The sequence below is a fragment of the Nocardioides sp. NBC_00850 genome (assembly GCF_045207335.1).
Lineage (GTDB): Bacteria > Actinomycetota > Actinomycetes > Propionibacteriales > Nocardioidaceae > Nocardioides.
In genome coordinates this window covers 1,521,731-1,536,133 of sequence record NZ_CP108845.1, presented here as the reverse complement: position 1 = coordinate 1,536,133, position 14,403 = coordinate 1,521,731, and the positions used below count along the sequence as shown (strand labels likewise).

Sequence of the window (14,403 nt, the reverse complement as noted above, 5' to 3'; positions counted from 1 at the left end):
ACAAGCGCGCCATCACTGCTCCTCTCCGACACCGGGAAGCAGGACCGGTGGCGCGTCCTCGGAGGTCTGGCCGGTGAGGCCGTCGCCGGACCAGACGCTCAGTTCGTTCAGGTTGGTGCGGCCGACGAGGCTGTTGGTCGCCGGGTCGTAGGCGTTGACGTACTTCTGCAGCACCAGCGGGATCGTGGCGACCGCCTCCTCGAGCGACTCGTTCTGGTCGACGAGGACCTGGGTCGGCCCCTGCAGGTTCTCGACGCTCGTGCGCATCTCGCCGCGGTTGTCCTTGATGAACGACTCCAGCAGCGCGAGCGCCTCGCCGAGGTTGCCGACGGCGGAGGCCAGGTCGTCGCGGTCCGCGGCGAGGTACTCGGTGACCTGCGCGAACCGGCGGTTGGCGTCCTCGACCCCGTCGTCGTGCTCGAGCAGGGTCTTGTTGAAGGTGTCCAGGTTCTCGACGGTCGCGAAGAAGTCCTGGTCGACGTCGGCCAGGGTCGCGGACGCGTCGGCGCCTTCCCGGATCACCTGGTTGATGTCGGCGCCCTGCCCGTCGAGGTTGGCCGCGACCACCTCCAGGAACCGCGAGAGCGCGCCGTTCTTGTTCGCACCGTTGGGACCGAGCTGCTCCCCGGCCTCGGTCAGCGAGGCGTAGAGGTCGTCGATCTCGACCGGCACGGCGGTCTCCTCGATGACGGTGCCGTCGCGAAGCTCGGGCCCGTCGACGTACGGCTCGGTGAGCTGGACGAAGCGGTCCGAGACCAGCGTCGGGGCGACGATCACGGCCTCGGTGTCGGCCGCGGCGGTCTGGCCGGGGTCGAGGGTCATCAAGACCTTCACGTGCTCGCCGACCGGGGTCACCGAGGTCACCTCGCCGACCGGCACTCCGAGGATCTGCACGTCGGAGCCGGGATAGAGGCCCACGGAGGCCTCGAAGAGCGCGGAGAACGTGGTGCCCTTCCGCCCCTCCCGGATCCCGTACGCAGCACCCCACCCGATCGCGCCGACGACGGCGATCACGAGGAACCCGGCGATGAGCCGTCTCATCTCGTCCCTCCCGGCTTGCAGTCGCGCTGGACGTCGTTGTCGAGCACCGGCGCGTTGTTCTCGTCGAAGAGGCCGCAGCCGTAGACGTCGATCCAGGGCCCGTTGCTCATCGAGGCGCCGATCACCCGGTAGTAGGCGCCGATCTGGGAGAGCGCCTTGTCGAGGTGGTCCTGGTTGCGGTGCAGGATCTCGGAGACCTGGTCGAGCTTCTCCAACGCCGGCTGGAGGCGCTTCTGGTTGTCCTCGACCAGGCCGGTGACCTGCTTGGCGAGGTCGTCGGTGTAGGTGAGCATCTGGTGGATCGCCTGCCGGCGGGCGGCGAGCTCCTCGAGCAGCTTGTCGCCGTCCTCGATCAGGAGCCCGATCTCCTCGTTGCGCTCGGCGAGGGTGCCGGTGACCTCGGTCGTCGTCCTCATCAGCTCGGCCAGCTCCTGGTCTCGTGAGGAGATCGTGCGGGAGAGCCGGGTGAGACCGGAGACCATGCCGCGTACGTCCTCGGGGGTGTCCTCGAAGACCTCCGAGAGGGCGTCCATCGACTGCTCGACCTGGGCCATGTCGATCTCCCCGACGGTGGTGGAGAGGTCGGAGAAGGCGGCGTTGACGTCGTAGGGGGTCGTGGTCCGGGAGACCGGTATCGGACCCCGGAGACGGCCCGAGCCGCCCGGGTCCAGGGCGAGGAACTTGCGCCCGAGCAGCGTCTTCACCTTGATCGACGCGGTGGTCTGCGAGCCGAGCGAGACGTCCTTGGCACGGAACCTGATCAGCACCTTGTCGCCGTCGAGCTCGAGCTCGGAGACTTCGCCGACCTTCACCCCGGCGACCCGCGCCTCGTCACCGGGACGTATCCCGGCGGCCTCGGCGAAGTAGGCCTCGTAGGTGTCGCCACCGCCGATGACGGGGAGGTCCTCGGCGTAGAAGGTGGCGAAGAAGACGCCGGTCATGGCCAGGATCCCGACCACGGCGATGACGATCTTGTTGCGTTCGGCGAACGACTTCGGATAGCGGGCCATCATTGGCACCTTCCTGCCGGGGAGTCCACACCGAGGTCGCCGTAGTAGCCCTCGGGTTTCGGGATCCGCCCGTCGATGGAGCAGATGTAGAAGTTGAGCCATCCTCCGTAGGTGGCCATCCGGCCGATCTGGTCGGTCTTCTGAGGCATGGTGGTCAGGAACTTCGTCAGCGCCTCGTCGTTCTCGGCGAGGTTCTCCGAGACGTCGCCGAGGGAGTCGATCGAGTCGCGCAGCGGCTCGCGGCCCTCCTGCAGCAGCCCGGTGACGCTCTGGGAGAGCTCGCCCATCCCCTCGATGGTCGAGCCGAGCGTCTTCCGGTCGGCGGCGAGCCCGGAGACCAGCCGCTGCAGCGTCACCAGGGTGGTGTCGAGCATCCCGGTGCGCTGGCTGACCACCTCGAGGACCGAGTTGAGGTTGGTGATCAGGTCGCCGATCACCTGGTCGCGGTCGGCGAGGGTCGAGGTCAGCGAGGCCGTCGAGGAGAGCAGCGACTCCACCGTCGCGCCCTCGCCCTGGAAGACCGCGATGATCTGGGCGCTGAGGTTGTTGACGTCCTCGGGGTCGAGGAACTTGAACAGCGGCTGGAAGCCGTTGAACAGCATCGTCAGGTCCAGCGCCGGCTGGGTCTCGTCGAGCTCGAACGTGTAGCCGGCGCGCAGCGGCTCGCCGCCGGGAGCGCCCGGCTCCAGTGCGATGTAACGCTGACCGATCAGGTTGCGGAATCGCAGCTCGGCTCGGGTGCCCTCGACCATCGGCGCCGACTCGGCCGCGGTGAAGACGACCTCGGCGGTGTCGTTGTGGCGCAGCCCGATGGACTGGACGGTGCCGATCTTCACCCCCGCCATCCGGACGTCGTCGCCCTTGTTGAGGCTGGTCACGTCGGTGAACAGCGCTGTGAACGTACGTCCCGAGGAGGTCGTTCCGTTGGAGATCGTCGTCGCCAGGGCCGCCATCGCCAGGACCGTCACCAGCGCGAAGACCACCGACTTGGTGAGCGTCACCGCGACCGAACCGCCGCCGCTGAGCCTCATCGGACAATCACCTCCGTGCCTCGCAGGGTCGGGCCGAGCAGCAGGCTCGACCAGGTCGGATACTCATCAGGTGCCAGGCCTTCCGCTGGTGCCATCACCTCGGCGATCAGCTGGTTCTCGCTCTTGGAGTTCTGCTCGCCGAGGCCCGTGGTCGCACCGAAGGTGCGCACCCGGTCCGTCGGTGGTGCCTCGATCCGCTCAGCGGCGCCGGCCGTCCCGGTGACGGCCGGCTGGCTGCCGGTCTGACCGGTGACGTACGGGCATCGGGGGCCGCCGGTGCGCAGCTTCGGGACGTAGCCGGAGGGGTAGGGCTGCCGGATGTCGGAGACGCTGACCAGCGCATGGAAGCCGGGTTCGTCGGTGCCCTTGCCGAGGTTCTTGGCCATCGCCGGCGCGTAGTCGCGCAGGGCGCTGAAGAGGCACGGGAAGGATGAGGCGTACGGACTGACCGCGCGGAGCGCGTCGCGCGAGGTGTCGGAGAGCACCACGATCGTCTCCCGGTTGCGCTCGAGCCAGCGGTCGGTGTCGGCCGCCGTCGTGGTCACCGACCGGAACGTGTCGGCGAGCTGTCTCTGCTGGTCGACGAGGGTCTCTGCGGTCACCGTCATGGTGTCCAGCGCGTCCAGCAGATCCGGCGCGGCCTCCTCGTAGTGGCCAGCGACCCGGCCGAGCGCGGCGAGGTCGTCGGCCATCTGCGGAACCAGCGGGTTGAGCTTCCTCAGGTAGTCCGCCCACGCCGAGAAGACCTCGCCGATGTCGTCGCCGTTGTCGCGCAGCATCGTGGCCAGCTCGCTCAGCGTCGCGTTGAGCTTGTGAGGCTGGATCGCCTTGAGCACCGGGAGCAGCTCGTCGAGCACCTGCTCCAGCTCGACCGCCTCGTCGGAGCGGTCCTGCTCGATGGTGTCGCCGGCCGACAGCTCCGGCCCGGAGGCCGGTTGCAGCGCCACGTACCGCTCCCCGAAGAGGGTCTTGGGCAGCAGCCGCGCGGTGGTGTCGGCCGAGAGATCGGAGAGTACGTCCGGCTCCAGCGCCAGGGTCAGCTCGGCGCCGCCCTCGCGGGCCGAGACTGTGCGGACGGTGCCGACCGGCACCCCACGCAGCTTGACGTCGGAGCCCTCCTGGAGGGCATTGCCGAGGGTGCCGGTGGTCAGCGTGACCTCGGAACGGTCCACGAAGGTCTGGTCGTAGGCGAGCCAGGCGCCGAGCGCCACCGCCGCGACCACGGCCAGGTAGCACAGGCCGAGGAAGGCGTCGCGAAGTCTCGCCAGGCTCATTGTGGGCCGGGTCATCCCGCGATCCTCACCGTCGTGGTGGCGCCCCACATCGCCATCGAGAGGGCGAGGTCGAGCAGCGCGACGACCACGATGGCCCGCCGCACCGAGCGCCCGACCGCGATCCCGACCCCCGACGGCCCGCCGCTGGCGTAGAAGCCCAGCCGGCAGTGGATCAGGATGATCAGGATCGAGAAGATCAGCACCTTCCCGAAGCTCAGCAGGATGTCGATGGGCGGCAGGAAGAGCTGGAAGTAGTGGTCGTACGTCCCGGCCGACTGCCCGTGGAAGTAGACCGTCACGATCCGTGAGCCCGCGTAGGAGGTCAGCAGCCCGACGACGTAGAGCGGGATGATCGCCACGAAGCCGGCGACCACCCGGGTCGAGACCAGGTAGGGGATCGTGCCCAGCCCCATCACCTTGACCGCGTCGATCTCCTCGTTGATCCGCATCGCGCCGAGCTGTGCGGTGAAGCCGGCACCGACGGTCGCCGACATCGCCAGAGCCGCCACCAGCGGAGCGATCTCGCGGGTGTTGAAGTAGGCGGAGATGAACCCGTTGAGCGTCGAGGTGCCGATCTGGTCGAGCGCTGCGTACCCCTGCATGCCGACGACGGTGCCGACGAAGATGCTCATCCCCGTCATCACCCCGATGGTGCCGCCGATGACCGCGAGCGCGCCGGTGCCGAAGGAGACCTCGGAGAGGATCCGGAGGATCTCGCGCGGGTAGTGCCGGATCGCGGATGGGATCCCGACCAGCACCTTCCCGTAGAACCGGATGTCGCGGCCGGTCTGCACCAGCCCGTCCAGCGAGCGGTCCAGGCGCGACCGCTTCTTGACCACGTCGACCGTCGCCATCTCAGGCCCCCTTTCCGGGGACGAGCTCGAGATAGAGCGTCGTGATCACGAAATTGACGAAGAAGAGGAGCAGGAAGGTGACGACGACCGACTGGTTGACCGCCTCCCCCACCCCCTTCGGCCCGGGTTTGGTGTTGAGCCCCTGGTAGGCGGCGACGAGTCCGGCGATGAGCCCGAAGAGCACCGCCTTGAGCTCGCCCACCCACAGGTCGGAGAGCTGGGCGAGGGCGGTGAAGGAGGAGAGGTACGCCCCGGGCGTCCCGCCCTGGATGATGACGTTGAAGAAGTAGCCGCCGAGGACGCCGACGACGCTGACCAGGCCGTTGAGCAGCACCGCCGCGAGCACGCAGGCGAGCACACGCGGCACCACGAGCGCCTGGATCGGGTCGACCGCGATCACCCGCATCGCGTCGATCTCGTCGCGGATCGTCCGGGATCCCAGGTCGGCGCAGATCGCCGCGCCACCGGCCCCCGCGATCACCAGCGAGGTCACGATCGGTGCCGCCTGCTGCACGACGGCGAGCACCGAGGCGGCGCCGGTGAACGACTGCGCCCCGATCTGCACCGTGAGGGTGCCGAGCTGCAGCGCGATCACCGCTCCGAACGGGATCGCGACCAGCATCGCCGGGATCCAGGAGACCGAGGTGACGAACCAGAACTGGTCGAGCAGCTCGCGGGCCGCGAACGGCCGGCGGAGCGCCGCCCGGAAGGTGTCCAGACCCAGCGCGAAGAGCGCCCCGACCTGGTCGAGCCCCCTGCTGACCGGGTCCTTTGTCCGGACCGCTGCCGGGGCTCGGTCGACCTCGTCGTCATCGGCGGTGTAGAGCGTCGCGGCTCCGCTCGCCACCCGGTCCGCGTGCCGCGAGGCACCCTCGCGAGGTGCGCCGCTGGCCGGGGCGAGCTGGCGCGGCAGCACCTCGATGGCGCGGGCGCCGGCACGTACGGTCGCCACTCCCCCGGACGGGTAGTAGGCCTCGCCCTCGACGTAGTCGTCGTTGACGCCGTGGTCGGTCTCCTCGCTCATCCCGATCGGCCCGATCGGGTCGCCGCTCATGAACTGGGAGACGACAGGATGGTCGGTGAGCAGGAACTCCTCGCGCGGGCCGTACATCACCAGGCGCCGGCGGTAGAGCATGCCGAGGTTGTCCGGCAGCGTACGTGCCAGCTCGATGTTGTGGGTGACCACCAGCATCGTGGCGTCGGTGGCCGCGTTGACGTCGACCAGCAGCTGGGCCAGGTTGGCCGTACGCACCGGGTCGAGCCCCGAGTCGGGCTCGTCGCACAGGATGATCGAGGGCTCGGTGACCAGCGAGCGGGCCAGACCGGCGCGCTTGCGCATCCCGCCGGAGATCTCGCCGGGCAGCTTGTGCTCCTGCCCCATCAGCCCGACCAGGTCGAGCTTGTCGCTGGTGATCTGCTTGATCTCCGACTCGCGCTTCCTGGTGTGCGCGCGCAGCGGGAAGGCGACGTTGTCGAAGACGCTCATCGAGCCGAAGAGCGCACCGTCCTGGAAGAGCACCCCGAACCGCTTGCGCAGCTCCTGCCGCTGCGACTCGCGCGCCTTCACCATGTCGACCCCGTCGACCAGGCAGACCCCGGACTCCGGCCGCAGGAGTCCCATCAGCGACTTCAGGAACACCGACTTCCCGGTGCCCGAGGGCCCCAGCAGCGCGGTGATCTCGCCCTGCGGCAACGTGAGGGTCACGTCGCTCCAGATGTTCTGGGACCCGAAGCTCTTGGTGAGCCCGGTGACCTCCACGGTTCCGCCCATCGCGGGACCTCCCTGTTCTGCCGTTGTGGGGTGCGTCGACGATCGGGACAGTACGTGTGGCCCTCATCACACGGGAGAGGTAATTCGCTCGGGCATCAAATGAACGCCCTGATTTGTCACGCGCATGACAAATCGGCCGGCTGGATCTGGCGCACTCACGCCGTTCGGCCCGCTTGGTGGAACGGACGTACCGCAATTCGGGGGCAGGCTTGGCAAAGACGTGCCATGGTGGTCGATACCTTCTCGGGCATGTTGAACGAAGGAGTTTGACGTGCGACGGAGCACGAGATGACGCAGACCCATCAGTCACCCGGTCTACCTGGTTCCGCCGTGTGGATGCTGAAGAGCCTCGAGAGCGAGGTGCGGCCGATCGCGCGCAAGATCACCCACCACCTACGCGAGGGGCTGCCGGCCGAGACCGAGGGCTTCGAGGAGCTCATCTTCACCGCCGTGCACGGCGCGATGTCGCACTTCATCGACCTGGGCCTCGGGCGTTCGGCGCCCTACATCGCGATCGACGACCACTTCCGCAAGGTCGGCTTCAAGGTCGCCGCGCTGGGCCAGGACCGGGCGATCGTCGACCAGGGCATCCACATGGCCACCACCGAGCTCTGGGACGAGCTGCGCCGCCGGGCGGTCGAGAACGAGCTCTCCGCCGCGGCGCTGAACGCGCTCAACGAGATGATGACGACGTACGTCGGCCACCTGACCTCGCAGGTCAGCAAGGGCTTCGAGGCCGGCACCGAGGCTCGCGACCAGGACAACGACGTCGCCCGGGCGCGGCTGATCGACCGGATGCTGTCGGGGGCCTCCGCCGACGAGATCGAGGTGCAGGCGGCGCTGGGCGACTGGGCACTGCCCGAGAAGGTGACCGTGATGGCCGTCGAGCTGCGAGACGGGGGCCGGATCCCATCCGACGCCCTGTCCGCCACCGCCCTCACCCGTCGCCGCGAGCCGACCCAGGTGGTGATGTGCCCGCCTCGCGACACCGCGGCGGTGACCAAGGAGGTCCGGGCGGCGGCCCCCAAGGCGCGGGTCTCGATCTGCTGGCCGGTGCCACCTGAGGACGTACCCGCCGCCTGGCGCTGGGCCAACCGCGCCCTGGCGCTGGTCAACGCCCGGGTGATCCCGGCCAAGCCGGTCATCAACTGCCTCGCCTACCGCACCGAGATCTGGCTCCACGCCGAGCCGGTGATGCGCCGCCAGCTCGCTCAGGAGCTGCTCGAACCGCTGCTGGCCGAGTCGGCCAACTCCCGCGAGATCCTCACCGAGACCCTGCTGGTCTGGCTCGAGACCCGGGAGAGCGCCCCGGCGATCGCGGCGGTCCTCGGCGTGCATCCGCAGACGATCCGCTACCGCTGGAAGCGGATCAACGAGCTCTTCGGAGAGTCCCTGCGCGACCCCGAGTTCGTCACCCAGCTCCTGCTGCTGCTGAAGGCGAGCGTGCCGCTGTGGGTCGCCGGCGACCAGAGCGACTTCGACCGCTACCAGCAGCAGACCGGCTGACCCGGAGCCGCTCATGGTGGAAGTGATCGTTCTCGTGGCTGGTGCTGTCGCTGCGTACGTCCTGGGGTCGGTGCTCCCGCACGTCGTCGCGGGCTGGGCCGGGCGCCGGCACGGGATCGAGTCGGTGCCACGGTCCTCGTGGGCGGTCGCCGCCCGGGTCGACACCGTGGTGCTCGACCGGTGGGGGACGGTGAACACCGGGCGGCTCGTGGTGACCACCGTCGACCCGCTCGACCCCGACCATCTGCGCAACCTGCGCTGGTTCGCGGGAGCGTTGGAGCACGAGGCCGAGGGCCCGCTCGCCCGCGCCGTCGCCCGGCTCTCACCGCGGGGCAAGGTGACCGACTTCGACGTCGTTCCCGGATCGGGGGTGCGGGGGTCGGTGGACCGGCATCCCGTACGCGTCGGGCGGCCCTCCTGGATCGGCATGGCCGAGCGCACCGATCGCGGCACCGTCCTCGGCGTCGAGCTCGACGGGCGGCCGCTGGGCTATCTCGTGGTCGGCGACCAGCCGCGCGAGGACGCGGGCGCGTCGGTGTCACGGCTGACGGCGGCGGGAGCGACGCCGCTGCTGGTCTCCGACGACACCGACCGCGAGACCGAGCACCTGGCCGAGACCTGTGGCATCGAGCGATGGCATCCCGAGATCGCCCCCGAGAAGCGGGAGCGGCTCGTCGCGGAGCTGCAGGAGCAGGGGCGGGTGGTCGCATTCGTGAGCTCTCGCCCCGAGGACGCCGAGGCCCAGGCGGTGGCCGACCTGGCCGTGGGCGGGAGCTCCGGCGTACGTCTGACGGATCTCGACGTCCGGCGCGTCGCCGAGCTGATCTCGCTCGCCCGCGGAGCCGTCGTGGGGCGTCGCTGGGCCGGGCCCGTCGCGCTGGCGCCGGCGGTGGTCGGGGCGGTGCTGACGATCCTGGGCGCCGGCTCGGTCCTGCTCGCCGCGGGGTGCGCGCTGCTCTGCATGGTGACGGCGGCCGTGACCGGCGCGATCCCGGTGGCGAGGTCCGGAAACTTGTCACGTGCGTGAGTAGTTTCGGGAGTTCTCGGCCCGGATCGCGCTCAGCTCGTTGTGGCGGGGCTCACATGATGGCTGGATCGGTGACATCGACCCACCCCGCCCGACCCGAGGATGTGACCGAGGATGACCCCACGACCCGGTCTGCTGTTCAAGGCAGCTGCGCTGCCCGTCGCCGCCGCCACCGCCGCCTGGACGATCCATGCGATCCAGGAGGGCCGGCCCGTCGACGCCACGGCCAGCGTGCGTCAGGTGCCGGTCGAGGTGCCGGCTCAGGAGCTGCTGCCGCCGGTGAGCGTCTCCGCGGTCAAGCCCATCCCCAAGGCCAGTCCCACCCTCGCGGCCAAGCCCGCCGGGTTCGCCGCCAAGGCCGCCGCCGGCGTCATCCCCGAGACCGCCCTCTCCGCCTACCAACGGGCCGCGACGGTGCTGGCGGACGCCGACCCGGGCTGCCGTCTCGACTGGTCGCTGATCGCCGCCATCGGGCGGGTCGAGTCCGACCACGGCCGGGCCGGGGGTAACACGCTGTCCGCTTCCGGGGTCGCGACGCCCGGGATCTTCGGCGTACCTCTCACCGGGGCCGGCGAGACCGCACGCATCCTCGACACCGACGGCGGCACCTACGACCGAGACCTCGTCTACGACCGCGCGGTCGGGCCGATGCAGTTCATCCCGTCGACCTGGTCCGACGTCGGGGTCGACGCCGACGGCGACGGGCGCCGCGACCCTCAGGACGTCGACGACGCCGCGCTCGCCGCCGCGGTCTACCTGTGCTCCGGCTCCGCCGACCTGTCCACCGAGGCCGGGCAGCGCTCGGCGGTGCTGCGCTACAACCACAGCGAGGCGTACGTCTCGGCGGTCCTGCAGATCGCCAACGGCTATCGGCTCGGGACCTTCGAGGCACCGACCGGCGTCGTCCTGCCTGCCGCGCAGATCCCGGTCACCTCCGCCTCCGACCTCGAGCCGCTCTCCGGCGCCTCGCCCAGCGCCCAGCCGCCCCGGCGCTCAGGCGGATCACCCTCGGGCGGGACGGACACCGGTACGCCCGGCGGCTCGACCACGCCCTCCTCCCCCTCGCCGTCGGGCTCCCCCGGCGACGACGGGTCCGTCGTCCCGTCGCCCACCTCGGGCCCGGACCCGACCGGCTCCCCCACGGGGTCACCGACCGAGACGCCCACCGAGACGCCGACGGAGACTCCGACCGAGACCCCCACGGTGGATCCGACCCCGACCGAGACCCCGACCGAGACTCCGACTGAGACTCCGACTGAAGCTCCGACCGAGACGCCCACCGAGACTCCGGCCGCGACCGAGTCGGCCAGCGAGTCCGCCGGCGCGGAGGTCACAGCGAGCACGTCCTGAGAATCAGGCCCCCAACGTGTTGGCCTCGGCACCTCCGCCCGCGCACCCGTCTCGACCACCGCCCTCCCCCGCTGGTCGAGCCGTCGGAGCCTCTGCGTACGTGTCGGGGCCAACACCCCTCGGTTACGTTAAATCGCATTACAACCTCGCCCGGTGCGGGCAGACTGGAGGCGCTGCTTGACTCCCCCACCAGGAGCCGCCTCGATGCCGACCGATACCGAACGTCTCGTTGCTCATGTCACGCGCCTCGGCGAGGAGCACCCACCGATCCCGATGGACTCGGTCGACTTCACCATGAACGACCCGGCCGGCTTCGGCGCCCGCTTCGGCCATGTGCTCGACTACATGGCGCGGGTCGAGCTCGAGGTCGACCGCAACGTACTCGAGATCTCGACCATGCTCCCCAACCCACCCGAGGTCGACAAGCAGTTCTACGCCGAGGTGTGGCAGCCGCAGGAGATCCAGCACGGCCTGATCCTCGACCGGCTCCAGCAGATCCTCGGGCGCCCGCCGGCGACCACCGATCTCGACCACGTCGGCCTGAAGCTGAAGGTGCTCGGCCTGCTGGCTCACCTGGAGCCGTTCCAGGACGTCTGCCGGATGCTCTACTACCTGACCGGCATGGCCACCGAACGCTCCGCGGTGATCGCCTACAACCTGCTCCACGACGGGGTCATCGAGACCGGCGAGCACGCCGTCGCCGACACCGTCATCGCGCCGATCAAGCGCCAGGAGCCTGGCCACTACGCCTTCTACCAGCTCTCCGCCCGCGCCCACTGGGCCACGCTCGCCGCCTGGCAGAAGTGGCTGGTCAGACGCATGCGCCGGATCTCCTTCGCCCCCGTCGGGGTCAACAACGTGACCCAGCTCGCCGACTTCGGCGACGTCATGGAGACCCTCGGCGTCGATCACGAAGGCCGCGACCTCGCCGCCGACGTGGCCCGGGTCGAGCAGGAGCTCCTCTGGGCCCGCGACCGCGGCCTCCCCGTCCCCGACTACGTCACCCGCGCCTTCCGCGAGGCGGTCGAGGCAGCTCGGGTGCGGGCGGCCGCCTGAATGCTGACCGAGGTAACTCGGTCAGTAGTCACCTACTTGGTGGAACTCCACGAAGGAAGCGGGCATCCACCGAGTCACCTCGGTGAACATCCCACCGTCAGCCGCGCCACTTCGACACGAGCATCTCCACCGTCGCACCCTTGATCGCCCGGCTTCCGGGAACCGTGCCGACGACCGTGCCCGCCTTCCAGCGCGACTTGACCCGCTTGCCGACGACCGGCTTGAACCCGGCCGCCTTGAGTCGGGCGGTGGCCTTGGCGACCGACAGGCCCTCGACCTTCGGGATCTTGACGCCCTTGCCGTTGACGACGCTGGCGCCGGGACGTACGAAGTTCGCGGAGCCCAACTTGCCGTCGATCGCCCGCATCGCGTCGGCCCACATCGGCCCGGCGACGGTCGAGCCCGACGCCGAGGCGACGTAGCCACCACGCAGGCGCTGCCCGTTGAGGGAGACCCATTTGCCCTCGTAGTTGGCACCGGCGATCATCGAGGCGGTCGCCAGCTTGGGCGTGTAGCCGTTGAACCACACGGCGCGGTTGCTGTTGGTGGTCCCGGTCTTGCCCGCCGACGGCACGCTCAGCGCGAGCCGCTGCCCGAACCCGCCCGGCTGCAGCACGCCGCGGAGGATGTCGTTCATCGCATCGGCAGTGCCCGTACGCATCACCTGCTCGCACGAGGCCGCGTACTCCTTCATCGTCTTCCCGTCCGGGCCGACGATCTCGGTCACCGGCCGCGAGTCGCAGTGCTTGCCGCGGGCACCGAACGTCGCGTACGCCTCGGCCATCTCCAACGGGCTGACATCGACCGGGCCGAGGGTGAAGGACGGCACCCGCTCGTGGGCAGGATTGGTCAGGCTGACGCCCATCTTCTTCGCGAGCGTGTAGGGGGCGCAGACGCCGGTGAACTGCTCGAGCCGGACGTAGAAGGTGTTCACCGACTCGCGGGTGCCGGTGTAGAGGTTCTTGTTGCCCGAGGTGGTCGAGTTGCCGACCGGGTAGGGGTTGGGGTTGAAGTTGCCCTCGCCGGGGCAGTTGGCGAAGGACGCCTGGTTGAACGTCCTCTTGGCCGGCGACGGGATCTCCTGCCTGAGCGGGAAGCCCTTCTCGATCGCCGCGGCGCCGACGAAGACCTTGAAGGTCGAGCCTGCCTGGAAGCCGTTGGCGTCGCCGTACTCCTTCGGCACCAGGTAGTTCAGGTAGGACTCGCCCTTCTTCCGGTTCTCCCCCATCGGCCGCGACTGCGCGAGCGCCTTGACGTTGCCGGTGCCGGGCTCGACCATCGCCAGGGCGCCGACGGCGTTGTCGGTGGGCGAGACGCGGCCGCTGACCGACCGCTGCGCCGCCTTCTGGAAGCTCGTGTCGAGGGTCGTCCTGATGGTCAGACCGCCGGTCTGGAGCAGCCGCCAGCGCTCGGCCTCGGTCTCGCCCAGCGACTTGTCGGCGAGCAGCCACCGCAGCGCGTAGTCGCAGAAGAACTCCGCCGAGGATCCGAAGCAGCCGTTGCGGCTGTCCTGGACGTTGAGGCCGAGCTCGGTCTCCTTGAGCTTCTCGGCGTCGGCCCGCGGCAGGTCGCCGACCTGGGCCAGCCGCTCGAGCACCAGGTTGCGGCGCGCCACCGTGGCGTCGGGGTAGTCGGTCGGGTCGTAGCCGGTCGGGTTCTTCACCATCCCGGCCAGCATCGAGGCCTGCCCCCAGGTCAGGTCGGCGGCGTCGACGCCGAAGTAGTGCTTCGCGGCCGCCTGAACCCCGTAGGCGGAGTCACCGAAGTAGGCCGCGTTGAGATAGCGCTCGAGGATCCAGTCCTTGTCGTGGTTCTCCTCGAGCCAGATCGCATAGCGGAGCTCGCGGATCTTGCGGGCCGTGGACTTCTCGGTCGCGGCGGCCCGCTCCTCGTCGGTGTCGGCCCCGTAGACGAGAGTCGTCTTGACCAGCTGCTGGGTGATCGACGAGCCGCCCTGCACCGAACCCGACTCGGAAGCCGAGTTGCGCAGCAGCGCCCGCAGCGTGCCCTTGAGATCCATCGCGCCGTGCTCGTAGAAGCGGCTGTCCTCGATCGCGAGCAGCGCCTTCGGCATGTTGGGCGAGATCTGGTCGAGCGCCTTGTAGGACCGGTTCTGGTCGTAGAGGGTCGTGATCACCTTGCCGTGCACATCCAGGATGCGGGTCGTCTGGGACAGCTCGCCCATGTCGATGTCGAGGGGCAGCTCGTCCATGGCCTGGGCGCCGGACTTCGCCGCGACGCCGGTCAGGTGGATGAACGGGACCGCCATGCCGGAGGCGACCAGCCCCGTCACCGCGGCGACGCCGATGAATGCCGCGAACCGCATCGCGACGCGGTGAAACGGCATGGAACGAACGACTTTGCGCGCCAAGATGGGGGCTCCTACCCGGGCCTCGAGCCAGGACCGGCGAGGGTTGCTGAACGATTGGAGAACAGGTGTTCAGAATACCGGAAGACCCCACAACGATCGCGTTCGATCCGCC

The 14,403-nt window shown here is 69.6% G+C and carries 11 protein-coding genes and 1 pseudogene; 4 read left to right on the top strand and 8 right to left on the bottom strand.

The genetic code is table 11. The annotated features are described in order from the left end of the window. Positions 1–12 precede the first annotated feature (12 nt). The 7 genes and pseudogenes from OH802_RS07480 to OH802_RS07450 all read right to left on the bottom strand — a co-directional run. A complete protein-coding gene (locus tag OH802_RS07480) occupies positions 13–1,041 on the bottom strand; it encodes an MCE family protein (protein WP_406026602.1) in 1,029 nt (342 codons plus the stop codon). Then, positions 1,038–2,051, bottom strand: a complete 1,014-nt coding sequence (locus OH802_RS07475) for an MCE family protein (protein WP_406026600.1) — start codon at positions 2,049–2,051, stop codon at positions 1,038–1,040. The genes OH802_RS07480 and OH802_RS07475 overlap by 4 nt, the downstream gene beginning before the upstream one ends. Further along, on the bottom strand, positions 2,051–3,082 hold the full coding sequence (locus OH802_RS07470) for an MCE family protein (protein ID WP_406026597.1): 1,032 nt from the start codon (positions 3,080–3,082) through the stop codon (positions 2,051–2,053). The genes OH802_RS07475 and OH802_RS07470 overlap by 1 nt, the downstream gene beginning before the upstream one ends. Continuing rightward, complete coding sequence (locus OH802_RS07465; protein ID WP_406026595.1) at positions 3,079–4,371, bottom strand: MCE family protein; 1,293 nt, start codon at positions 4,369–4,371, stop codon at positions 3,079–3,081. The genes OH802_RS07470 and OH802_RS07465 overlap by 4 nt, the downstream gene beginning before the upstream one ends. Continuing rightward, positions 4,368–5,210, bottom strand: coding sequence for an MlaE family ABC transporter permease (locus OH802_RS07460; RefSeq protein WP_406026593.1), 843 nt, complete (start codon positions 5,208–5,210; stop codon positions 4,368–4,370). The genes OH802_RS07465 and OH802_RS07460 overlap by 4 nt, the downstream gene beginning before the upstream one ends. Position 5,211: 1 nt before the next feature. Beyond that, complete coding sequence (locus OH802_RS07455; RefSeq protein ID WP_400467539.1) at positions 5,212–5,934, bottom strand: MlaE family ABC transporter permease; 723 nt, start codon at positions 5,932–5,934, stop codon at positions 5,212–5,214. Positions 5,935–6,537: 603 nt separating this feature from the next. After that, positions 6,538–6,981: pseudogene (locus OH802_RS07450) on the bottom strand (ABC transporter ATP-binding protein); the annotation flags it as partial. A gap of 288 nt (positions 6,982–7,269) precedes the next feature. Here OH802_RS07450 and OH802_RS07445 point away from each other — a divergent pair. The 4 genes from OH802_RS07445 to OH802_RS07430 all read left to right on the top strand — a co-directional run bounded on the left by OH802_RS07445 (position 7,270) and on the right by OH802_RS07430 (position 11,920). Further along, positions 7,270–8,487 carry a PucR family transcriptional regulator gene (locus OH802_RS07445; RefSeq protein WP_406026591.1) on the top strand — a complete coding sequence of 406 codons (1,218 nt, stop codon included), beginning with the start codon at positions 7,270–7,272 and terminating at the stop codon, positions 8,485–8,487. 13 nt (positions 8,488–8,500) lie between these two features. Then, positions 8,501–9,514 (top strand): HAD family hydrolase, encoded by a 1,014-nt coding sequence (locus OH802_RS07440; RefSeq protein WP_406026589.1) that lies wholly within the window; start codon positions 8,501–8,503, stop codon positions 9,512–9,514. A gap of 114 nt (positions 9,515–9,628) precedes the next feature. Next, positions 9,629–10,864: a lytic transglycosylase domain-containing protein gene (locus tag OH802_RS07435; protein ID WP_406026586.1), complete on the top strand. Its 1,236-nt coding sequence runs from the start codon at positions 9,629–9,631 to the stop codon at positions 10,862–10,864. Between the two features lie 204 nt (positions 10,865–11,068). After that, positions 11,069–11,920, top strand: a complete 852-nt coding sequence (locus OH802_RS07430; protein WP_406026584.1) for a GTP-binding protein LepA — start codon at positions 11,069–11,071, stop codon at positions 11,918–11,920. A 97-nt stretch (positions 11,921–12,017) separates the two neighbouring features. Here OH802_RS07430 and OH802_RS07425 read toward each other — a convergent pair whose 3' ends face one another. Then, positions 12,018–14,267 carry a transglycosylase domain-containing protein gene (locus OH802_RS07425; protein ID WP_406026582.1) on the bottom strand — a complete coding sequence of 750 codons (2,250 nt, stop codon included), beginning with the start codon at positions 14,265–14,267 and terminating at the stop codon, positions 12,018–12,020. Positions 14,268–14,403: the final 136 nt, after the last annotated feature.